Origin of the sequence: Sorangium sp. So ce321 (genome assembly GCF_051530195.1) — a bacterium.
GTDB lineage: Bacteria > Myxococcota_A > Polyangia > Polyangiales > Polyangiaceae > Sorangium.
In genome coordinates this window covers 1014957-1037370 of record NZ_CP150329.1, presented here as the reverse complement: position 1 = coordinate 1037370, position 22414 = coordinate 1014957, and the positions used below count along the sequence as shown (strand labels likewise).

Annotated in this window: 17 protein-coding genes and 1 tRNA gene; 11 read left to right on the top strand and 7 right to left on the bottom strand. The window is 71.6% G+C overall.

Annotated elements, in window-relative coordinates:
* Positions 1-84: 84 nt before the first annotated feature.
* The 3 genes from WME89_RS03995 to WME89_RS03985 all read left to right on the top strand — a co-directional run bounded on the left by WME89_RS03995 (position 85) and on the right by WME89_RS03985 (position 3287).
* Entirely contained in the window at positions 85-1368 is a 1284-nt protein-coding gene (locus WME89_RS03995) for an MFS transporter (RefSeq protein ID WP_438007933.1), read from the top strand.
* A 314-nt stretch (positions 1369-1682) separates the two neighbouring features.
* Complete coding sequence (locus WME89_RS03990; protein ID WP_438007932.1) at positions 1683-2318, top strand: hypothetical protein; 636 nt, start codon at positions 1683-1685, stop codon at positions 2316-2318.
* A gap of 291 nt (positions 2319-2609) precedes the next feature.
* Positions 2610-3287: a glutathione S-transferase family protein gene (locus WME89_RS03985; RefSeq protein ID WP_438007931.1), complete on the top strand. Its 678-nt coding sequence runs from the start codon at positions 2610-2612 to the stop codon at positions 3285-3287.
* 110 nt (positions 3288-3397) lie between these two features.
* Here the strand turns inward: WME89_RS03985 and WME89_RS03980 are convergent, their stop codons facing one another.
* The 4 genes from WME89_RS03980 to WME89_RS03965 form a co-directional block, all read right to left on the bottom strand.
* Positions 3398-5281 carry a protein kinase domain-containing protein gene (locus tag WME89_RS03980; RefSeq protein WP_438007930.1) on the bottom strand — a complete coding sequence of 628 codons (1884 nt, stop codon included), beginning with the start codon at positions 5279-5281 and terminating at the stop codon, positions 3398-3400.
* Between the two features lie 88 nt (positions 5282-5369).
* Entirely contained in the window at positions 5370-7343 is a 1974-nt protein-coding gene (locus tag WME89_RS03975) for a globin family protein (RefSeq protein WP_438007929.1), read from the bottom strand.
* A gap of 1227 nt (positions 7344-8570) precedes the next feature.
* Positions 8571-8647 (bottom strand) — tRNA-Met (locus WME89_RS03970).
* 154 nt (positions 8648-8801) lie between these two features.
* Complete coding sequence (locus tag WME89_RS03965; protein WP_438007928.1) at positions 8802-11162, bottom strand: ATP-binding domain-containing protein; 2361 nt, start codon at positions 11160-11162, stop codon at positions 8802-8804.
* A 281-nt stretch (positions 11163-11443) separates the two neighbouring features.
* Here WME89_RS03965 and WME89_RS03960 point away from each other — a divergent pair, with 281 nt between their 5' ends.
* Together WME89_RS03960 and WME89_RS03955 are read left to right on the top strand one after the other, a co-directional pair.
* Complete coding sequence (locus WME89_RS03960) at positions 11444-11938, top strand: hypothetical protein (RefSeq protein ID WP_438007927.1); 495 nt, start codon at positions 11444-11446, stop codon at positions 11936-11938.
* Between the two features lie 270 nt (positions 11939-12208).
* The gene (locus WME89_RS03955; RefSeq protein ID WP_438007926.1) at positions 12209-13333 is read left to right on the top strand and encodes a GHMP family kinase ATP-binding protein; all 1125 of its coding nucleotides are present in this window, start codon (positions 12209-12211) and stop codon (positions 13331-13333) included.
* A gap of 216 nt (positions 13334-13549) precedes the next feature.
* Here the strand turns inward: WME89_RS03955 and WME89_RS03950 are convergent, their stop codons facing one another.
* Entirely contained in the window at positions 13550-14692 is a 1143-nt protein-coding gene (locus WME89_RS03950) for a D-alanine--D-alanine ligase family protein (RefSeq protein ID WP_438007925.1), read from the bottom strand.
* A gap of 130 nt (positions 14693-14822) precedes the next feature.
* On the bottom strand, positions 14823-15155 hold the full coding sequence (locus tag WME89_RS03945; RefSeq protein ID WP_438007924.1) for a hypothetical protein: 333 nt from the start codon (positions 15153-15155) through the stop codon (positions 14823-14825).
* A gap of 276 nt (positions 15156-15431) precedes the next feature.
* Between WME89_RS03945 and WME89_RS03940 the strand changes: the two genes are divergently transcribed.
* Positions 15432-15692: a hypothetical protein gene (locus tag WME89_RS03940; protein WP_438007923.1), complete on the top strand. Its 261-nt coding sequence runs from the start codon at positions 15432-15434 to the stop codon at positions 15690-15692.
* Positions 15693-15896: 204 nt separating this feature from the next.
* Here the strand turns inward: WME89_RS03940 and WME89_RS03935 are convergent, their stop codons facing one another.
* Positions 15897-16838, bottom strand: coding sequence for a hypothetical protein (locus tag WME89_RS03935; RefSeq protein WP_438007922.1), 942 nt, complete (start codon positions 16836-16838; stop codon positions 15897-15899).
* A gap of 261 nt (positions 16839-17099) precedes the next feature.
* On the opposite strand from WME89_RS03935, the gene WME89_RS03930 reads away from it, so the two are divergent.
* The 5 genes from WME89_RS03930 (at position 17100) to WME89_RS03910 (ending at position 22374) form a co-directional block, all read left to right on the top strand.
* Complete coding sequence (locus WME89_RS03930; RefSeq protein WP_437756762.1) at positions 17100-17645, top strand: RNA polymerase sigma factor; 546 nt, start codon at positions 17100-17102, stop codon at positions 17643-17645.
* The gene (locus WME89_RS03925; protein ID WP_438007921.1) at positions 17645-18388 is read left to right on the top strand and encodes a tetratricopeptide repeat protein; all 744 of its coding nucleotides are present in this window, start codon (positions 17645-17647) and stop codon (positions 18386-18388) included. The genes WME89_RS03930 and WME89_RS03925 overlap by 1 nt, the downstream gene beginning before the upstream one ends.
* A complete protein-coding gene (locus WME89_RS03920) occupies positions 18385-19092 on the top strand; it encodes a hypothetical protein (protein ID WP_438007920.1) in 708 nt (235 codons plus the stop codon). The genes WME89_RS03925 and WME89_RS03920 overlap by 4 nt, the downstream gene beginning before the upstream one ends.
* 202 nt (positions 19093-19294) lie before the next feature.
* Positions 19295-20986, top strand: coding sequence for a DUF1592 domain-containing protein (locus WME89_RS03915; protein WP_438007919.1), 1692 nt, complete (start codon positions 19295-19297; stop codon positions 20984-20986).
* On the top strand, positions 20983-22374 hold the full coding sequence (locus WME89_RS03910; protein ID WP_438007918.1) for a DUF1552 domain-containing protein: 1392 nt from the start codon (positions 20983-20985) through the stop codon (positions 22372-22374). Before WME89_RS03915 ends, WME89_RS03910 begins: the two co-directional genes overlap by 4 nt.
* Positions 22375-22414: the final 40 nt, after the last annotated feature.

The following is a 22414-nucleotide window of genomic DNA, read 5'->3' as shown; positions in this document are numbered from 1 at the left end:
ACACTGATCTTGGACGTACGGGGTGTAACCGCGGTCCTGGCAGCCCACGCTGGAATGCGCCATGAACGCTGCCCGGATTCGTTCATGGCCACCGTCCCCGCCGCCCTGGAACCGTCGTCGCCCATCGCCGCCTTCAAGTCGCGCGATTTCCGCGTGTACGCTGCGGCCCGCCTGCTCGCCACGATGGCGTACCAGATGCAATCGGTCGCCGTGGGGTTCCAGGTTTACGCCCTCACGCGCGACCCGCTCGCGCTCGGCTACGTGGGGCTCGCCCAGTTCCTCCCCGTCGCGGGGCTGTCCCTCGCGGCCGGGCACACGGCCGATCGCTTCGACCGGCGCGGGATCCTCGTCCTCTGCTACCTCACGTCGTCGCTCGCGGCGCTCGCGCTCTTCCTCATCGCGCGCGCGCCGAGCCCGAACCTGTCGGCCATCTATGGCGTCCTCGTGCTCCTCGGCACGGTGCGCGCCTTCCAGGGGCCCGCAGGCTCGTCGCTCCTGCCCGCGCTCGTGCCGGCCGCGCACTTCCAGAACGCGGCGACGTGGCAGTCGACGCTCTGGCAGGTCGGGGCGATCGGCGGGCCGAGCGTGGGAGGGCTGCTCTATGGCCTCTGGAAGGCGGCCGCGCCGGTCTACCTGACCGCGAGCCTCGCGCTCGCCGCGGCGTGCGCCGGCCTCCTGGCCGTGCAGGTGCGCACCGGCCGCATGGAGAAGAAGCCGCCGTCGCTCGCCACGGCGCTCGCAGGGCTGCGGTACGTCTACCGGAAGAAGGTCCTCCTCGCGTCCATCTCGCTCGACTTCGTGGCCGTGTTCCTGGGCGGCGCTGTCGCGCTCCTGCCCATCTACGCGACCGACGTGCTCCACGTCGGCCCGCAAGGGTTCGGCCTGCTGCGCGCGGCGCCCGCCGCGGGGGCAGGCGTCATGGCCGTGCTCCTCGCATTCCGGCCGATCAGGCGCCACGCCGGGCGGAAGATGCTCCTCTGCGTCGGGCTGTTCGGGCTCGCCACGGTGGTGTTCGGCCTCTCGCAGAGCTTCCTCCTCTCGCTCGCCGCGCTCACCGTGATCGGCGCCACCGACATGGTGAGCGTCGTCGTGCGCATGACCCTGGAGCAGCTCGCCACACCGCCCGAGATGCGCGGCCGCGTGAGCGCCGTCAACATGGTCTTCGTCGGCGCCTCGAACGAGCTCGGAGAGCTCGAGTCAGGCACCCTCGCGAGGCTCATCGGGACCGTCCCGACCGTGGTGATCGGCGGCCTCGGGACGATGGCCGTCGTGCTGCTCTGGGGCTGGCTGTTCCCCCAGCTGCGCGCCGTCGACCGGCTCGAGGACACGCACGCGAGCTCCGAAGAGGGCGCCCCCGAAGAGGCGTGATGAGCGCGGCGCCGCGGCGGCTCACCCGCACAGGGGCGCGCAGCACATCGCCGCTCCGAGCCGGGTGACCGCGAGCCATCCCCGCAGATCGGAAGCGAGGACTCCATGGTTCAGCCCTCGCGAAGAGCCCACGAGACGACTCGTGGTGCGAAAATGATTGCGCACCGCGTACCAGCGTCCGCACGATTGGCAATTTGACAAGGACGGTATAAATGCACGCTGGGCGGCGTGCAGTCGTACAACGCACCACGATAATCCCAGCCAGGCTGTCTGAATTGCTTGACGCAGCCAGAGACCAGGACCTTACATATGTCATGGATTCAGTCATCGCATGGGCTGTCGGCATCATGGTTACATGGGCCCCACCCGGAACGAGCCTGATCAAGGACGCTATCGAGACACCCGAGGCTGGCCGCGCGCGCTATCATGAGATCGCGAGCGCGGCGGCGAAGGTGGCGTATGATCCCGAATTGAAGCCGCTCTTCGGCGGCCCGCGCGGGCGAGCTGAGACGATGGCGCTGCTCCTGTCGATCGCCTATTACGAGAGCGGCTACCGTCGCGACGTCGATCTCGGCATCGGGAAGCTCGCGCGCGGCTCCGGGATGGACTCCTGTCTGCTCCAGGTGCGGGTCGGCGCCGGCAGGACCCGGGAGGGCTGGTCTCACGAGGATCTCGTCGCGGATCGCGAGAAGTGCTTTCGCGCGGGGCTCGCGCTCATCAGGAGGTCCTTCGGGGCCTGCCGCAAGCAGGACGCGCGCGACCGGCTCAGCGCATACACGCGCGGCAGGTGCATCGACAACGACAAGCACTCGAGAGCACGTATCGGGCGGGCGCTGAACGTGCCGCGCGCCCCCATGACGGACGAGGCGGTGCTCGCCTCGACCCCGAGGCGCGACCCGATCCCCGCCGCCCCGCAGAGCGGGCCCCGCCCCGCAGGCAACGATAGCTAGGACACCGAGCAGGTTGAGACCCCGAGTAAATGAACCACAGAGGCACAGAGGGCACAGAGTTTTTGAGTTGTTCCTCTGTGTCCTCTGTGCCTCTGTGGTTCAAATCTCTTCGTTCCCGGACGTTTCAAGCTGATCGGTGCTCTAGAGCGGAGCTCGCCCGCTTCGGATACGGGCGACCTCCGCTCTTCTTCCTTGTGGGGGGGAGTAGGCCGAGATCGAGGCTGAATCGGCGTCCGTTGGAAGGGGGAGGCGAGTTACTGTAGAGTGGCCGCCATCAACGGAGGACGAGAGATGAAGATCATCTATTTTGCGACGCGCGGGCGAGTCGAGGTCGCCAGGCTCATGATGCAGCTCCGCGGCGCGCCGTACGAGGAAGAGTTCGTTCCCCTGGAGAGCTGGGTCCAGCCGCAGACCAAGGAGCGCTTCCTGGGGTGTACGCCGTTCGGGCAGCTGCCCGTGCTGCAAGATGGAGAGTTCACCCTCTGCCAGTCGCAGGCGATCAACCGCTATCTGGCGCGCAAGCTGGAGCTCTATGGCGACACGCTCGAGCAGAGCGCGCGAATCGACGAGGTGGCCGACACCGCCTTCGAGGTGCTCATGGATGTCGGCACGCTCTTCTGGAACCCGCGCTTCCACGAGGTTCGCGCCGACCACCGCGCCGCCACCGCCAGGAAGCTGGAGCGCCTGGAAGACTACTTCATCCGCACCCGCGCCGACGGCGACCACTGGGTCGTCCCGGGCCGCTACACCCTGGCCGACGCCGCCATGGCGTACACCCTCGAGTCCTTCATGCCCTTGCACACAGGCCTCGTCAAAGAGTTCCCGGAGCTCTACCGCGCGATGACCGCGTTCTTCACGGCCGACGGCGTCCGCGAGTACGTGCGCAGCCCCCGGCGGCTCCGCACGTGGACCGTCCCCCTCGCCTCGTTCGGCGGAAAGCCCGAAGAGACGCACCAGTGGACCGACTGAGAGGCCGGCGGACGCCGCGGCGCAGAGAGGGAGCCGCGGCGCTCCCGCCAGCCCGATGGCCCGCCGTCAGGCGGAGCCCGATCGCCCGCCGCCAGGCGGGGGCGCGCAGCTCAGCCGCGGATCAGGTCGACGGCCGCCTCGGCCGTGAGGTAGCTCTTGCTCTTCATCCCGAGGCGGATCGACGACAGGCTCACCTCGCTCTCGCCCTGCAACGCGGCGATCGTCAGCGCGTTGTGGCAGAAGATGTTGATGAGCTTCGGGCTCCCGCCGCTCCTCGCGTGCAGCAGCTGCTGTGACGCGATGTCGAGGTTGATCCCCCGCCCGCTCCCGCCGACAGACCGCATCCTGAAATCGATGTACTCGATCATCTCCTGCTGGGTCATGCCGGGGAGCAGGAGCGATTGCGCGCCGGAGTAGAGCTCGCGCGGCACGCCGTTCGACGCGAGGGTCGCAGGCAGATCGGGGGCGCCCACCAGGATCATCGAGAGCGGGCCCGTCGGGGCGCAGCGGAGGATGTCGTGGAGCTCCATCAGGAGCTCGTGATCGTCCGGATCGACCCCGTCGATGACGAGCACCGCGATGGCGTCCGACCCGGCGCGCTGGAGCGCGTGCCCGAGGAACGTGTCGACGAGGGACTGCTGGCTCATGGTGGGCGAGACGCCCGACGCCCCGATCTGCCGGCACAGCGCCACGAGCGGCCGCGTCCCGAAGAGCAGCTGCGGCTCCATCGAGAAGACCTGGATCCGGGGCACCTTGTTCTTGATCATCTCGCAGACGAACGTCCGGCCGCACCCCGGCTCGCCCACGAGGATCGCCGGGCGCTGCCCGGCCACGATCTGCGACGCCAGGGTCCTCAGCACCCAGGCATACGGGCCCGCGTCCCAGAAGAAGCTCGGCTGCCGGATGTCGCTGAACGGATACCCCGTCAGCCCGAAGTGGTTGCGGTAGCTGTACTGGCCGGTGAAGTGCCCGACGGCGCCGGCGCTGTTCACCATGATCGTGCCGGTCGGCGTGGCGAGCGCGCTCCGCGGCGCCACCGGGAGCTGGCTGATCCGCGTGTCGGCGAGATCGATCGAGGAGCCGCGCAGCGGGCCCGCCGCCTCCGGCAGCTCCCGCGGCCTGACGCTGCTGCGCCGGAGCATGAGCATGTCCTCGAGGAACGCCACGATGTGCCCGGCGGACGGCCGCTCCTGAGCCCTCTTCGACATGCAGCGGCGGAGGAGCTCCGCGAGGAGCGGATCGATGTCCGGCATCGCCAGCTTCGGATCCGGGACGGCCGCGTGGCAGTGCGCCTGGAAGCAGCCGGCGAGATCCCTCGCCGAGTACGGCGTCCTGCCCACGAGCAGGTGGTAGAAGGTGCAGCCGAGGCTGTAGATGTCCGACGGGGGCGCGATCTCCTGCCCGGTCCATTGCTCCGGGCTCATGTAGAAGGGCGTGCCCTCCAGCGTGCGGGAGGCGCTGGTGGTCCCGAGCGGGCCGCTCTCCGGGTGGGACGCCAGGCCGAAGTCCGCGATCTTGAGCGTGCCCGACGCGTTGAGCAGGAGGTTCGCGGGCTTGATGTCGCGGTGAGAGATGCCGAACGAGGCCGCGAGCTCCAGCGCCGCCGCGGCCTCGCGCATCTTCTCGATCCCGAACTGCTCCGGCACGCGACCGCCGTGCTGCTTGGCCGCCTGCGCCATGGTCAGGCCATGGACGTACTCCATGGCGATGTAGCGGACCTCCGCGTCCTCGCCGACCTGGAAGATCTGCACCACGTTCGGGTGGAGCAGGCGCGCCGCCGCGCGCGCCTCGCGCAGGAAGCGGTCGCGCCGCTCGGGATCCGTGTCCGCGCTCCCCTTCGCGATGAGCTTCACGGCGACGTCGCGCTGGAGGACGCTGTCCCTGGCGAGGTACACGGCGCCCATGGCGCCGATGCCGAGCAGCTGGATCAGCTGGAATGGCCCCAGCCACTGTCCTGCCAGGTGGGTCAGCGTCGCCGCAGGATCCGCCATCATCGGACTCTCATTCCCATGTTGCCACTAAACCCCTGCGCACGCCGGGCGAATGCGTCCGCCCGAGGTCACGAGCCGCGCGTCCACCTCGCTACTGCCCCCCACCAGCGTCGCCCCGCGCCCGCCCCCGCCCGAGGATGTGCCCCATCGTGAACGCGGAGAGGACGAGCACCGTGACGATGATCGGCACGGCGTAGGTGGCGAGGGACGCGACGCTCGACGAGGCCCGGTCCGCCGCGGCGCCTGCCCCGGCGGCGGCCCGGTCCGGCCCGCCCACGGCGAGCAGGATGGCCGTGGCCATCGAGGCGGCGATGGAGAGCAGGCCGATCGCGAGCCCCGCGACGAGGCCGCTCGGCCCCGTGGGCTCCAGCGCGACGGGCGCCGCGGGGGCCACGACGGGCGCCGCCGCCGGGACCGTCACGAGCGGGCTGTCCAGCTTGACGTGAACGTTCACGACCATGTCCTGCCCCGCCCAGGGGATGACGATCCCCTGCGGGCTCGCCGCCGGGGCGGGCGCGGCCCGGTGCTCGTCGGGGCCCAGGCCGCTGCTCGACAGGGCCTCGTGGGCCGGGTTCGTCTGGTAGTGGAGCGTGTCGGCATCCTCGTCGAGCGGGCTCTTCTGGCGCTTCTTCGGCGGCATCACCTCCGTGACGCTCTGCGGAGCGGGCGCCCGCGGCTCGGACATGGGCGGCCGCTGCGGGCGCTCGCGCTCGCGCTCGCGCTCACGCGCAGGTGCAGGCGCAGGCGCAGCGCCCGCGCGGCCGACGTGCTCCGCGGCGGCCTTCTTCATGACGTCGGCGATGACGCCGTAGACCTCTTTCCACGCCGTCTCCACGTCGCGCGTGAAGCCGTCGCCGAGCCCCTCGCGCAGCGTCCAGAGCAGCGCGTCGCCCACCACGTCGTAATGGTGGTCCGTCACCATGTAGCCGTGGTGGCGCACGCCGAGCGACTGGAGCACGGGCACGAGCTTGCCCAGGTTGCTCAGCCCATCGACCGCCACGGCGAGCGTCTGCATGAGCTTCTTCTTCTGCTCGGCCATGTCGTTCTTGAACAGCGACCGCGTCGACGGATCGAGCTCGAACAGGCGCCCGTAGAAGAGCGCCGCCGCGGCGTCCGAGATCGGCATCACCTTCGCCCACGAGCGCTGCACGAGCTCGATGGTACGCGGGCTGACCGGCCCGCCCGACGCTGCGGGCGCGGGCGCGGGCGCAGCCGCCGGCGGCGGCTCGCTCTGCTGCCAGGGCGGAACGACGCCGACGAGCGTCCGCGCGGCCACCTTGGCCGACGACGGCGGCGGCACCGACTTGGGCCGCTGCCCCAGGTCCGCGCCGCCCGGCCGGGCGCCGGGGCCCGGCGGGGCGTTCTGCCGGGAGGCGCCGCCGAGCGCTGGCGCCGGCGACGTCGCGGCCGGGGGGAGCGCCTGCGTGGTGCCCACGGCCGCGTGCGCGGCGGCGGCCTTCTTCATGACGTCGGCGATGAGGCCGTAGACCTCTTTCCACGCCGCCTCGACGTCGCTCGAGAAGGCATCGCCGAGCCCCTCGCGGAGCGTCCAGAGCAGCGCCTCGCCCACCACATCGTAATGGTGCTCGGCCACCATATAGCCCTGGTGCCGCACGCCGAGCGACTGGAGCACCGGCACGAGCTTCGGCAGGTTGTTGAGCCCGTCGACGGCCACGGCGAGCGTCTGCATGAGCTTCTTCTTCTGCTCGGCGATATCGTTCTTGAACAGCGGCCGCACCGCCGGGTCGAGCGTGAACAGCCGCTCATAGAACAGCGCCGCGGCGGCGTCCGAGATGGGCATCACCTTCGCCCAGGACCACTGCACGAGCTCGATCGTGCGCTGGCTCGGGAGCTCGGACGGCGCCGCGGGGCGCGCGGCCTTGCTCAGGAAATCGGGCGCGCCGTACGCCCCGGGCCCTCGCTGGGTGGCGGGCCCTGCCGTGGCCGGCACCGCGCGCGCGGGCGAGGGCGCGCTGATGCCGCGCTGCGGCTTGGCGGCATCCCCCGGCGTCGCGGAGCCGCGCGTATTGGTGGGGGGCGCAAAGGGATCGTTCGGTTTGGCCATCGTGAGTTGTCCGCTGGAGGTTACCGGGGTTGCTTCGGTGAGGTGCGCGCCGCGACGCGCGTGTTCAGAGCACAGGAGCCGCCGCTATCGCCATCCTACATCACGGAGCCGGCGCCTGCCTACGCCACGACGAGAGGCCGCGCGTGCCGGCGGAACGGGCGGCGCGGGCGGCAGCGCGCAGCGCGCGGCGACGCCCGGCGACGCGGCGCGCGCTCCCCGGCGGCGCCGCCCTGGCAGGGCTTACTTATACAACCCGTCGCTCGCGCGGCGGGTGCGACCGTGGAGCGCCACATGGGGGGTAGCGTATCTGCCAGGGGTTCGATGAAACTGCACTCCCCGGCGGCGTGGCCGCCGCCTTCTCGCTCGCGATCGACACCGCGGCGGCGGACGCGGGCCTTGCGCCGCGGCAGCGGCCTCCCCGTTGTCAGGAGGATCGCCTTCCGGGCGGCGGGCGGCCGCTCCGTGGGCGGCGCTGTCGCCCGTCCACGCCGGCTCCGCCGCGCCGCACGTCGTCGCCACTCCACCTGACCTACGTGCGATGTCCCGGGAAACGGGGGCGCACGAGCCGCTCGCGACAGAGGGAGCCGGCCACTTTGCCGACAAGATCGAGGCGCGTCACGAGACGCTCAATGCGCTTGTCGCACGCCAAAGGACGTCGTGGAGCGGCATCGACACAGGCCTCGGCGGCGAGCGAGACCGCGCATATCAAGGAGGCTCGCGGTGATCTCATGACCTGACGCGGTGCTCGGCCGCATCGGGTGCAGCGACCCGCATAGAGCAAGCCGCCAAGGACGCGAGGAGAAACCAGGAGATTCTTCTCCTCGGCGTCCCTGGCGGCTCGCTACCGCTCGTCCTGGCACCGCACCAGGAGACGAATGGTGGCGCAGCGATGACCGCTGCCAGGGACACGCGATGAGGTCGGGCGCGGTCTCGCGCATCATCGCCGACGCCCAGGTGCTTCCCGCCCCCGGACCACCCGGGGCCAGCACAGCAACGACCGACGCGCGGCGGGTCCGCCGGGAGCAAGCCGAGGAGGACCGCCCCGGGCGAGGAACCGCGAACGTGATGATCGACGCTCGCCGGGAGGCGAGGCAGACGACCAACCTCGAGGGTGGCTCAGACCGCCCTCCTGGCCCCGCGCTCGTATGGATCGGTGGGCCCCAGAAACGAAAAACGCGAGGTGGCCAGTTTCGGCCAATCCTCGCGTCCTCATTGCTGCTTGGGTCGTGGTTGCGCGGGCGGGATTTGAACCCACGACCTTCGGGTTATGAGCCCGACGAGCTACCAGGCTGCTCCACCGCGCGAGAGGGAATCTACTCACGGCCCCCTGAAGGTCAAGGATTCTCTCAGGGCCCCCTGTCGATTGTGTCCATCTCCTCGTCCCTACCGGTGGCGGCCTGCCAGGGACCGCGGACCTCGGCTGAGCCCGCGTGGTCCCTTCGCCCCGGCCCTCAATCCTCAGCCCAGCCAGTCCGGCACGAGCGGCGACGGCGCCGCCGTCGAGATCACCCAGAGCTGGTGCGCCGCGCGCGTCGCCCCGATGTGGAGCAGGTGCCGCGACTCGTCGTCCGCCGAGTAGGTCGACGCGTTCACGTCGACCAGCACCACGTAGTCGTACTCCAGGCCCTTCACCTGCCGGATCTCCGTCACCTCGACGCCGGGGCGGAACGCGAACTCGTAGGCGCGCACGCGCCGTAGGTTCGGGATCTCCGCCATCTTCAGGGCGTCGTAGTACACGTCCGCCTGCTCGGGGTGGCGCGCCAGGATCGCCAGCGTGGCGCGGGGCTCGCGGGCGAACAGCGGGCGGAGCGCGTCGGCCAGGAACGCGACGGCGGCGCCGGCGCTCGGGAAGTGGTGGTGCTCGACCGGCGCGCCGCTGCGCGGCGCGAGCGGCGGCGTCGGATCGGCCAGCGGGCCGAGCACCGCGCGGGCGAACGCGAGCACCTCGCGCGTCGACCGGTACGCGATGCGCAGCGGCTCGACGTCGACCCGCGACAGGCCCAGGTCGTCGAGCGTGGCGCGCCAGTCGCGGAAGCCGGAGTCCATGAACAGCCGCTGCGCCGTGTCGCCCGCCAGCGTCACGCTGCGCGGCTCGGTCACCACGCCGAGCAGCACCGCGAGGTCGATCGGCGCGAGATCCTGCGCCTCATCGACGAAGAGGTGCTCGTAGACGAGCACGTTCTTCCCCTTCCGGAGCTCGCCGCGGAGGAGCTGGTACGCCCGCAGGAGCAGCGCGTCGTCCTCGGGGTCGAGCACCGCGCGGTCGTCGCTCGACACCTCGCCCCTGTCCGCGCCGCGCTCGTCGTCGTCGTCCGCCGGCTCGTCCGCGATCGCCGCCTTGCGCTCGGCGCGATCGCCAGGGTCGAGATCGAGCACGGCGGGGCAGCGGTCCGCGCACCAGCGCCACGCCCGCTTCACCTGCTCGGGGCCGAACTCGGGATCGGCCGCCGCCGCGAACGCGGCCGTCACCCGATCGAGGTCGGTGAGCACGTCCGCCCAGAAGGCGAGCGTGCCGCGCGAGTCGCGCCGCGCCCGCGCGTCGTCCTTGAGCTCCGCCGCGCGCTGCTCGAGGAGGTGCAGCATCGCCGGGTGGGTCTTGTAGCGGGTGACCACCGAGGGCGTGTTCTCCTCGACCGGCGCCTCGAGCCACGGGAACGCGCGCTTCCGGGCCGCGCGCGCCCACTCGGAGAACGTCTCGACCGCGATGCCGGCCAGGCCGAGCGCGGGGAGCGCCTCGCTGATGTACGCGCGGAGCGCGGGGCTGCCGACGATGACGAGCATCTTGTCGGCCGTGAAGCGGCGGCCGCCGTTGTAGGCGAGGAACGCGAGCCGGTGGACGCCGATCGTCGTCTTGCCGCTGCCGGCGCCGCCCTGGATGACCACGATGCCGGAGTCCGGCTTCGAGATGAGCTCGAACTGCCGCGGATCGAGGAGCGCGGCGATCTCGGGCAGGTGCCGGTCCTCGCGGGCGTGGAACGTCGCCCCGGTCCCGAGCCCGCCGCGCGCGGCGGCCGCGCCCGCGAGCGCCATGTCGCGCATGTCCTCGGGGCGCACCGCGCTGCCCTGACCGCCGGAGAGCTCGGTCGCCCGCGTCGCGATCTCGCGGAAGCCGCCCGAGGGCCCGCGCACGAACGTCCCCTGCGGCGCCGAGATCCGGTAGAGCTCGCCCTCGTCGATGGTCACGGTGCGCCGCACGAGCACGGTGCCCTCGACCTCGCGCTCGCCGAACGTCTCCTCGTAGTCCGCGCCCTCCTCGTAGCGGTAGTAGATCTGGCTGACGGGCGCGTGGCGCCAGTCGACGATCCGCACGCCCGCGCTCGCGTCGACGAGCGTCGTGCGCCCGATGAGCACGTCGCGCTCTGGACGGCCCTTCTCCCGCAGGCGCAGGTGGCCGAAGTAGGGCGACTTCGGATCGACGGGCTCGACGACGTTCTCGCTCCGCCGCGCGGCGATCCCTTGCAGGCGCTCCATCTGCTGCACCAGCGCCGGCACGTCCTCCAGCCGGGCCGCCGCGATCTGATCGCGCAGCGAGAGGAGCTGCTCCTCGTGGTTCTCGAGGGGCGGCGGCCGCGACGGCTTGGTCGCGGCGGTGGCGAGGTGCGCGGTCACGCGGGCGAGCAGGGCCTCCTCCTCGCGCACGATGGCCTCGCCATGCTCGCTCAGCCTCGCGCCGGGCGCGCCGTCCGCGGGGCCAGGTTGACTGACGTGGTTGACCTGGCTGACCTGGCTGATCGCGGCCGTGCTCGCGATGGTGGCCGAGGTCGGCTCGGTGAACTGCTCTTCGGTGTTCGTTGAGGTCGTGGAGCGATTCGCGGTCACGGGAATGCCGATACGATGATCAGGTGACAGGCTGAGCAGGAGCGTCAGCGCGCCAGACATCCGTCGCGGCCCGCTGACGCAGGAGGGTCGGACCTATTGACCGATCCGGCACAGCTCCGCAACCGTCGCGTAGGGTCCCCCACGTCCGTGGCGCCTCGGCGAGGCGAGGCGCCACGCGGGCGCCCTCGATGCGTAACGCACCCCGCGGCCGCCGGTCGATCCGCCGCGGGCGGTGGAGTTCTGGATTGAGGTCGCGAGGGTGAACGCCTTAAAAGGCGGCGATGCAAAATAGCGCGACCCGGTCCGACCGGCTCCTCGAGCTGATTCTCTTCTCGCTGCGGGATCGCGGGGCGCTCTGCGCGTTGGTCCTCGCGACCTACCGCGTCGAGCTCACTTGCCTGCTCGACCGCGTCTCTTCCGGTTCGGTCGGCGAGGATGACGATGATTGCGAGGTCGAGACGTACGTCCGGAAGGAGCGCGCTGCCGGCTCCCCGGCGCGCGGGCGCCGGGCGGCGCCCCGGATCAGCGAGGAGGATGCGTTCCTCGTCTACGATCTCGCCGGGTGCATCGCCGAGGCGGCGGCCGCTGCCCGCCTGCCGGTCATCCGCCGCGACGCGCTCACCCTCCGCGAGAGGGCGGCCGAGGTGCACGCCGGAGGCGAGCGCGCTGAGCGGGACATGCTCGCGGCCGGGCTCAGGGTGATCGATCGCATCCTCGACGCCGCGCGCGCGCAGCCCGCGCCCCGGAGCGAGCCCGCCAGCAAGGACCTGAACTGATCGCGGCCCGCGGGAGGCGCGCCTCTCGCCTCGCTCCGAGCCCGCGATCTCCGTCCGCGACTCAATCGCGAGGAAGGATCGCGGCGCATGCACCTCCCGGAGGACGGCGCCGTGGCGCTGCGGCGCGAGCTCTGGTCGTGAGCGGCAGTGCGTGCACGCCGGGCGCTCCATCGCTGGCTCGCTCCCTGCACGAGGTGCCGCCGCGGGGCGCGCCGCCTCGGTCCCTGGGATCACCTCGCCGCCCGGCTGGTCGCGCCCGCTGAGGACGACATGAGCACCCCCTGCGCCGCCTCTCTCTCTGCGCCGCGATCGCTGCGGAGCCCGCTCTGGCGCGCGGCCGCGAGCGCCCCGATGCGCGTCTCCTTCGCCGGAGGAGGCAGCGATCTGCCGGGCGTCGCCCGGCAGGACGGCGGGCGCGTCGTGGGCGCGGCGGTCGATCTGCGCGTCCGCGTGATCGTGGAGCCGTTCGATCGAGGCTGGGTGCGGATGGAGCTCGCCGCGCGCGGCCAGGCAACGTCGGCCGACGGCGCCGAAGCGGGCGACGCGACGGCCAGCGACGCGGCGGCCAGCGACGCGAAGGCGGGCGCGCTGCGCGTCATCACGAGGCGCCGCTCGGATCCACCGCGCGACGATCTCGCCTTCCGCCTGCTCGAAGCGACGCTCGCCGCGACGGGCGTGGGCGATGGGGTCGCGCTCCGGGTCGAGACCGAGATGTCGCCGGGCGCTGGCCTCGGCGGCAGCGCGTCCGCGGCGGTGGCCGCGCTGTTCGCGCTGCGCGCCGCGGTCGGCGAGGCGGCCGCGCCGGAGGAGCTGGCGCGCGAGGCGGTCGCGATCGAGCGCGAGCGCCTGTTCAACGCGTGCGGCGCGCAGGACCAGGTGTTCGCTGCCTTCGGCGGGCTGCTCGATCTCGCCTTCGACGCGCGCGGCTGCTCGGGCGTGCGGCCGCTCGCGATCGGGTGTCCGGATCTCGTGCCCGCGCTCTCGGCCGGGCTGCTGCTCGTGGACACGGCGGTCCGGCGCGTGTCGGGCGAGGTGCTGGATCGGGTGGACGCCGGCGCGGCGTGCGACGCGAAGGCCGAGCTCGTCGCTGCGGCCGGGGAGGTCGCCCGCGGCTTCGAGCTCGGCTCGCTCGCGCTGGTGCTCTCGGGCATGCGCCGCGGCGCCGCCGCGAAGGTGCGCCTCTCGGCGACGGCGAGCGCGATCGCGGTGTCCCTGCAGCGGCGGCTCGACGGGCTCGGGGTCGAGGTCCTCCGGATGTGCGGCGCCGGCGGCGGCGGGCACATCGTGCTGTGGGCGCCTCCCGAGCGTCACGCGCGCATCCTGGACGCGCTCGGTCCGTGCCTCGTCCGGCGGCCTGCGCTCGGGGCGCCGGGCGTGCGGCTCGATCCCGGGTGAGCGCGGCCGGGCAGCCGCACGCGCCCCCTCTCCCGCGGCTCATTCTGGACTGATCATTCTAGAACGATCAGTCCAGAATGAGCCGCATGCGCGAGGACATCTGGCTCGAGCATGGGGCCAGCCCGCGCCGCGACCGACAGCGGCTCCTCGGGCCGGGCAGCTCGGTCGACCTGCCGCGCGACAAGGGAGCCAGGGACGAGCTCGGACGACGAGGTGCTAGGCGCTCGTCCTGAGGCGGGACTTGCGCGCGCCGCGCTCGAGCGCGAGCGCGATGAGGCGCTCGATCAGCGTGCGCGGGGGGATGCCGCTCGCCTCCCAGAGCTTCGGGTACATCGAGATCGCCGTGAAGCCGGGGATGGTGTTGATCTCGTTCACGTAGAGCGAGCGGTCCGGGGCGAGGAAGAGGTCGACGCGGGCCATCCCCGACGCCTCCAGCGCGCGGAAGGTGCGGAGGGCGAGGAGCTGCACGGCGTTGGCCTCGGCCGGGGAGAGGTCGGCGGGGATGCGGATCGTGGCGCCGTCGGCGTCGATGTACTTCGCGGCGTACGAGTAGAAGCCGTCGGCGTGGCCGACGACGATCTCGCCGGGGACGGAGGCGATGGGGTCGTCGTCGCCGAGGACGGAGCACTCGATCTCGCGCACGCCTTCGATTCCCTGCTCACAGACGATCTTCAGGTCGAACTCGAAGGCGTGCTCGACCGCCGCTTCGAGCTCGGAGCGCGCGGTCACGCGCCGGACCCCGACGGACGAGCCGAGGTTGGCGGGCTTGACGAAGATCGGCCCGAAGCCGCCCTGCCCGGCGGGGGACAGTCCGGCGATCTGCTCGAGGCACGCGCCGCGATCGCGCTCCCACGCGGCGCGGCGGAGCGCGACGTGGGGCACGATCGGGATCTCCGCCTCGCGGAGCAGGCGCTTCATCACGTCCTTGTCCATCCCCACGGCAGAGCCGAGCACGCCGGAGCCGACGTACGGGACGCCGGCGAGCTCGAGCAGGCCCTGGACGCACCCGTCCTCGCCCGTGGGCCCGTGCAGGACGGGGAAGACCACGTCGATCGGGGAGCGCGCGCCGCCGGGCACGGCGAGCGTGGCCTCGCCGGCGGGGCCCGGGTGAGCGTCGAGCGCGATCTCCGGCATCGCCTCGTTCAGCCTGGCGAGGCGGGGGTCGCGCGCCCCGCTGAGGAGCAGCGCCTCCTCCTGGAGGAGCCAGCGGCCGGACTTGTCGATGCCGACGAGCACCGGCTCGAAGCGATCGCGGTCGAGCGCCTCGACGACGAAGCGCGCGGACAGGAGGGAGATCTCGTGCTCGGCCGAGCGCCCGCCGAACAGCACGGCGACGCGCACCTTCGCGGGGTTCCGCATGGCCGCACCCTAGCCGCGATCGGGCGCGGGGGCGAAGAAGCGGCGAGCGTCGTGGGCGCAGTGCACGGGCGCCGCGGCCAGGGGATGGACGCGCCAGCTGCCGCGCGCGGGTGCGCTCCCCGGACGCGCGCTACTCGGAGAGGACGCGGAACGACGCGCGGACGGTCGCCATGGCCACACGCGCGATGTGGCCGTCGGCGAGCTCGACGTCGACGGCGGTGAGCAGGCCTTGCCGCTCGATGAGCCTGGCGACGCTCACCCTGCTGCCCCTGGCGACCTCGGCGCGCGCGACCTTGACGTCGGCGACCGCCTCCAGCTGAACGCCGACGGCGATGCCGCTCGACACCTTCGCCGGCGCCTCCTCGGCCGCTTCCGCCGCTCCGCCGGGGACGACGACGGCGAGCGCCGCGACGACCGCGACGATGAGGCCGCCGGCCGTGCTCCTTCGAGTGCGGATGAGCATCGGGAGCTGAGTCTACGCGGAATGTGCGCGATGTCACCTGCGTTGTCGCTCGATCCGGAGCTCCGTCCAGGAGGCCCCTCGCTGACGACATCGAGCGCGCCTGTCGGCGCAGGAGCGCATCGCCAGCCGGATGGTGGGCTCCGGAGCAGCGGAGCTGGAGCGAGGAGCTCGGGTCGACCCGGCCGGGCGGGCGTGGTCTGCGCTCGGTCGTCGAGGTCAGCAAAAGACTCCCAATACGCGTTCCTCGCTCGTGTCCGATGGGAGCGAGGAGGCATGATGAAGTCACGATCACTCTTTTCGGTCCAAGCCGCGCTGCTGGTCCTTTGCGTCTCGATCCCCGAGGCCGCCGCGCAGGACAGGACCTCGACGAAGCAAGAGAATTACAGTTACACCTTCAAGGACGACCTTCTCGATGCCTCGAATCGCGCCGGGTCCGGCGCCGTGCTTCAGGTCCTCCAGCTCGGTCGTCGCGACAGGCTGCTCCGGCCGAGGCTCCACTTCATCCCGGAGATGCTCAAGTCGGTCGAGTCGATGTGACGCGTGAAGGCGTCGCAGCAGCGCCGAGCTTCGACGAGTAGCTCGCCGCTGGCAGGATTGAACGGCCTACATGAGACACAGAGCGGCGGTCACCCGCACAGGAGACGGGTCCAGATCGGCGTTTTCGGCGCGCAAGCGCACTCCTGTGCGCTGAGCACCGAAAACGCCGAGATGGGCCCGTATCCGAAGCGGGTGACCGCCGCTCTAAAGCAACCAGACGCCGATGCCGCGGAGCGACACCAGCGCGCCGACCGGCGGCGAGCGGTACGCGACGCCCACGCCATCCACCGAGAAGTCGTTGCGCCGGAGCGGCACCAGCGCGGCGGCGCCGACGTCGAATCCGAGCGGACCCGCCAGGCTGGCCAGCGACAGCTCGAGCGGCACCGCGAGCCACGCCGTCTCCGCGACGTCGTTCCGCGTGTAGCCGCTCGCCACCACCTTCAGCCGGCCGGCGTGAAGGCCAGAGCACACCTCGAAGCGCAGCGCCTCCGAGCCAGCCGCTGCGAAGCAGGTGCGCACGGCGCCGCCGAGCAGCGCTTCGCGGAGCTCGCCCGGTCCGTGCTCCAGCGTCTGCGGGACGAGCCATAGCGCGCCGAGCGTCGCTCGAAATCGCGCGCCGCCGACGCCGAGCTCCGCGGAGAGCGCGGGCGCGAAGGGGCGCACCACCCCGAACAGGCCGGCGGCGCCGGCAGCCAGCGTGAGCCGCGTGGCGCCGCGCTCCGGGCTCGGCGCCTCGCTCTCGTCCTCCTGCGCGCCGCCGGCGCCTCCCGTGGGCCCGGGCGGCGCGGGCGGCACCTGCGCCGGAGCTCCGGGCGAAAGCGCCGGCGCTCCGGGGGCACGCGAAGGCTCGTCACGCGCGCCCGCGTCGGGCTCCGGCGGGGACGATACCCGCGCATCGGAGTCGAGCAGCAGGACGAGCGTCACGGCCGTCGCCTGCTCGAGCGCGGCGCAGCTGGGACCGCGATCGCGCAGCACGCGCGCGCCGCCTCCGCTGCGGATGGACGCACGGAAGCCGTCGGCGCCACGGGTGAAGCCGACGTGGTAGGCGCCGCTCGCACCCGTTTCCGGCCGACCGCGCAGCTGCTCGACGCGCTCGATGAGGCGCGCCGCGTCCGGACAGCCCTCGGCGCCGTCACCGCGCGTCACGCTCAGGTACGGCTCGGTTTGCGCGCTGGCGATCCCCGACGTGGCCAGAACCGCGCAGCAACCGACGAGAAGAGCGCGACTGCTCCGCATGGGGACGACGCGAGCGTAACCGCGGCCCCGTGCATGCGCATTTTTTTGTGATCGCCCCGGGCCGGCGCCCCCACTGGGTGTCCGAGTGGTACCGTTCCCGAACAATCCCGCGCCCGCGCTCGCGGCTTTCGTTCCTCTCGCTCGCTAGCAGGTCACCCGGATGTCACGGGCATGAGCACACCGGACCCGAAGTTTCGAGCCCTCTATGACGCGCATTTCAACTTCGTCTGGTGCTCGCTCAGGCGTCTTGGCGTGCGCGAGGCTGACGTGCTCGACCTGGCGCAGAAGGTGTTCTTGACCGCGCACATCAAGCTTGCCGAGTTCGAAGGTCGGTCGCTGATCACGACCTGGCTCTTCGGCATCTGCCAGCGGGTGGCGAGCGACTACCGGCGCTCCGCGCGCTTTCGGCGCGAGGTCACGACCGACGCCGCGGAGATGGACCTCTACGGCGCCACGTCCGAGGATCTCGCGCGGAGCGCGGAGTCGCGGCAGCGCGCGCAGGCAGCGGAAGCCATCTTGAACAAGCTGCCGGAGCCGCAGCGCCTCGTGTTCGTCCTGTTCGAGCTCGAGGAGATGTCCGGTCAGGACATCGCGGACCTGCTGGGTATTTCCGTCGGTACCGTGCGCTCGCGTCTTCGTCTGGCGCGCGAGACGTTCTCGCGCGAGGTCAAGCGTCTCGCCTTGGCACAAGGCACGGGCCGAAAGGAGGCCGTGTGATGGGCGATCCGGAACGACTGCTGAGCGCCAGGAGCGGAGCGGACCCGCTCGAGCGGGAGCTCCTGGGGAGCGTGCGCCACGTGGGTCCGCCCGAGGGCGCGAGGGAGCGCGCGTGGCGCGGCATCGCAAGCCAGCTGCCGGCGGCGGCGGCGGCCGCCGGCGCAACGGCGGGCGTCAGCGCTGCTGCTGCCAAGAAAGCGGGCGTCGGTCCGCTGTTGTCGGCGGCGTTCGCGGTCAAGGCAGCGGCGGTGCTCGTGGGAGGCGGCCTGGTGCTCGGCGGAGGTTACTGGGCGCTCTCCTCTCCGGCCGAGGCGCCCGCGCCGCCCCGCGCGGCGAGCGAGGAGCCAGCGCCGGCCGTGGTGCCGCAGGCCGCGGTGGCGTCGGCGCCGGAGCCGAGGGCGCTCCCCGAGCCGCCGGCGGACGTACCGACCGAAGCGGAGCCGAGCCGGAGGCCGAGCGGACCGAGGCCGACCGACCTGCTGCGCGCGGAGAGCGCGCTGCTCATGGAGGCGCGCGCCGCGCTGCGCTCCGGAGATGCGGCGGCGGCTGCGGCGATCCTCGAGCGCTTGCGCGCGCAGTTCCCGAAGGGCGTGCTCCGGCAGGAGCGCGAGGTGCTGGCGATCGACGTGCTGGCCGCGCGCGGCAACGCGCAGGAGGCGAAGCGGCGCGCGCAGGCCTTCATCAAGCAGCACCCCGAGAGCCCTCACAGCGCGAAGCTGAAGCGGCTCCTGGACCAGCCGTGAAGCGCTGGTCGGCCGCGAGCCTCGCGGCGTTCGGCGGCCTCGCGGCGATCGGGTGTGATGCGGAGATCACCTCGGTCGGCGCCTGGGCGCCGGTCGTGTCCGGCTCGTCGTATATCGAGGCGGAGCTCGGAGAGCTGACCGGAGGCTTCACCGTGGGCGAGGAGAGCCGCGCTTCCGGCGGCCGTTTCATCATGCCCCCCGGCGGGGTGAGCTCGGCCGACGCGCCGGGGCTCGCGCGCGCTCGCTACCGCTTCGAGGCGCCGAGCGGGGCAGAGTACGTGATCTGGGGGCGGCTCCACGCTCCGAACGCCATCAACAACCGCTTCTGGCTCCAGGTGGACGGCGGACCATGGTACCTCTGGCGCATCAGCGTCGGGGAGATCTGGTTCTGGGACGATCTCCACGACGATGTTCGCTATGGCGAGCCGCTCCGTTTCTCCCTCGCGGCGGGGACTCACGAGCTCATCCTCGCGAACGCCGTCGACGGCGTATGGCTCGATCGGCTGTACTTCACGCCGGATGGCGACGAGCCTCCGGGCAACGACACGCCCTGCGATCCGCCGCATTCGATCGAGGTCGGCGGCGAATGCCTCCCGAGCTGCGGCGCCTTGAGCGGAACCGAGTGCGGCCCGGTCCCGTGCGCCGGGCGCGAAGCGCTCGATGCCTACGATTGCTCGGTGTGCTGTCACATCGAAGGTCCGTGAGCCGAGCCGATCCCGTTATCGAGTCGGAGCTCGTCGCCTGAAAGCGCACCCCTTCGTACCCAATTGATATTCTCCGCGCTTCGCCGACGACAAACTTTGATCGCGTCCGCGCGGGTCCGCCACCTACCCGGAGTAGCCGGTAGCCCGAGCGGAGCCCTGAATGACTACACTATTGATCGATAAGTCCACCGCTCACGGAAGCGTGGGTTTGCTGGCCCTGGCGTTCGCGCTGTCGGCGTGTATCGGCAACCTGGGCGGCGTCGACGGCTCGCCGCCCGCGGACGGCACGGGCGGCGGCAGCTCGAGCAGCGGTGGCCCGGGGCCGACGGGCCCCGGCGAGACGCTGGCGTGCGACGCGAACGTCGTCGATCCGGGGCCTTCGCCGATGCGCCTGCTCTCGCGCGAGCAGTACCTGAACACCGTGCGCGACCTCGCCGGTGACGTGCCGGGCCTGGAGGAGGCGCTCGGTCCCGCGAACGAGGCGTCGGCGTTCGGCCTCTTGCAGCCGGACGTGACGCAGGTCGAGCTCGAGCATTTCCAGGCCGCGGCGGACGCGATCGCCGCGGCGATCGCCGGCGATCCGACGGCGCTCGGCGAGGTGGCGCCGTGCGAGGGCGGGGCCGAGCCGCTCGAGTGCGCGCGCCGGATGGTCGTGGCCTTCGGCGCCCGCGCCTACCGCGCGCCGCTCACGGACGCGGCGGACATCGAGCGACACCTGCAGCTCTTCAGCTTCGGCGCGGAGACGAGCTACGAGCACGGGATCGAGCTCCTGCTCCGCGGCATGCTGCAGTCGCCGCGCTTCCTGTACCGCGTCGAGATCGGCACCTCGGAGAAGGTGGGCGATCGTGCCGTGAAGCTCTCTCCGCACGAGGTGGCCGCCCGCCTCTCTTACATGCTGTGGGGCACCCTGCCGGACGCCAGGCTGAACGAGGCCATCGCCGATGGCAGCCTGACCAGCAAGGAGGGCGTCGCGGCGCAGCTCGGCTGGATGCTCGAGGACGAGCGCGGCAAGCAGCTGGTCCATCGCTTCCTCGGCAGCTGGACGCACCTGAACGGCCTGTACAGCGTGGTGAAGGACGCGGACGCCTTCCCCGAGTGGCAATCGCGGTCGTTCCGCGAGTCGCTGCGGGGGCAGGCCGACGCCTTCTTCGAGCACGTGCTCCACGACGAGGGCGGCAAGCTGAGCGCGCTCTTCACCTCGACGACGGTCTTCTACAACAAGGACCTGGGCGGCTATTACGGCGTCACCGGCGGCGACGCCTTCCAGGCGCTCGAGCGCACGGACGGCACCGCCTCGGGCCTCCTGACGCTCCCGGCGCTGCTCGCCATTCAGGCGAAGCCCGCCGAGAGCTCGCCGATCTACCGCGGGAAGTTCGTGCGCGAGGCCCTGCTCTGCCAGCAGCTGCCGGCCCCGCCGGCCAACATCCCGAAGCCGCCCGAGGTCGACCAGAGCAGCTCGACCCGCGAGCGGCTGGCGCAGCACGAGGTGGACCCGGCCTGCGTCGGCTGTCACCAGCTGATCGACCCGATCGGCTTCGGCTTCGAGCACTACGACGCGCTCGGCCGCTACCGTGAGCTCGACGGGGGCGAGCCTGTCGACGCGAGCGGCAAGGTCATCGCCACCCGCGACATGGATGGCGAGTTCGTGGGCGTGAAGGAGCTCGGCGCCATGCTCGCGCGCAGCGCCGAGGTGGAAGAGTGCGTGGCTCGCCAGTGGTTCCGCTTCGCGATCGCCCGCTTCGAGCAGGAAATGGATGGCTGCTCGATGGAGAGCTTGCTCGAGACCTTCAGGGCCGCCGGCCAGGATCTGAACGCGCTCCCCCGCGCCGTCGTGGAGACGGACGCTTTCCTTTACCGTCGCGTGATCGACACGCACACGCAGGAGATGCCATGAATCGAAGAGGCCCTATCGACCTCCGCACCCAGATCAGCCGCCGCAAGCTCCTCGGCGGGTTGAGCGCTTTGACGGTCGCGCTCACGAGCCCCATCTGGCGGACCTCCACGGTGTTCGGACAGGACGCCAATCAGCCGAGCAGAAAGCGCTTCATCGGTATCTTCTCGGCGAACGGCACGGTGCAGTCGTCGTTCTTCCAGCCGGGGGACGCGCACGAAGCGCCGCTCTCGCTCGGCCCGATCCTGGCGCCGCTCGAGGAGCACAAGCAGAGGATGCTGGTGCTCAAGGGCGTGCACATGAGCTCGACGGTCGAGGACGAGCTCGGCGTCCCGAGCGCGAACAAGCCAGGCGGCCCGCACATGAAGGGCCCTGGCGCGATGCTGACGGGCGGCTCATTGCTCGCCGGCAGCTTCACCGGCGCGGGCGGCCCTGCCGGCTGGGCGGATCGCATCTCGGTCGATCAGGCCATCGCCAGCCGCATCGGCGGCGACAGCCAGTTCCCGTCGCTGGAGTTCGGCGTGCGCATCGAGGGACAGGAGCCGCTGCGCGTCATCTCGTACCGCGGCCCGAACCAGCCGAACATCGCGGTCGACGACCCGTTCCAGATGTACTCGCGCATCTTCGCGAACGCCGACCTGTCCGACACGGAGCTGCAGCGGCTGATCGCCGAGCGCCAGAGCGTGCTGGACTTCCTGAAGGACGACATAGGTCGCTTGCAGAAGCGCGTCAGCTCCGAGGACAAGAGTCGGCTGGAGGCGCACCTCGGCGGGCTCCGCAACATCGAGCAGCGGCTGCAGAGCTCGGCGGTCTCGTGCACGCCGCTCGAGATGCCGGAGAAGTTCGACCCGCGAGCGATGGAGAACTATCCGAAGGTCGGACGGCTGCAGACCGATCTGATGCTGCTCGCGCACATCTGCGGCATGACCCGCGTCTCCACGTTCATGTGGGCCAACGCCGATAGCTGGCAGTACTATCCCTGGATCGGCGTGAACGAGGAGCACCACGAGCTCTCGCACGCGGGCGATGAAGACGCGTCCGCCAACGAGAAGCTCGTGAAGATCAACGCCTGGCACAGCGAGCAGGTGAAGTACGTGCTGGATCAGCTGGCGCTCGCCAAGGAGGTCGACGGCAGCTCGGTGCTGGACAATACCCTGCTGCTCTGGGGCAACGAGCTCGGCGCCGGCAATACGCACACGTACAAGGACATCCCCTGGGTGCTCGCGGGCGGCGCGGGCGGCTACTTCAAGATGGGCCGTTACATGAAGTACGCCGATCTGCCGCACAACAACCTGCTCGTGTCGGTGTGCAATGCGATGGGGCTCGACGACGTGACCACCTTCGGCATCCCCGGCGTGTGCACCGGGGCGCTGCCGGGGCTGGTGGCCTGAGGCGGGGGCGGCGGGCGACGTGCAGGCCGCCGCGCTCGTG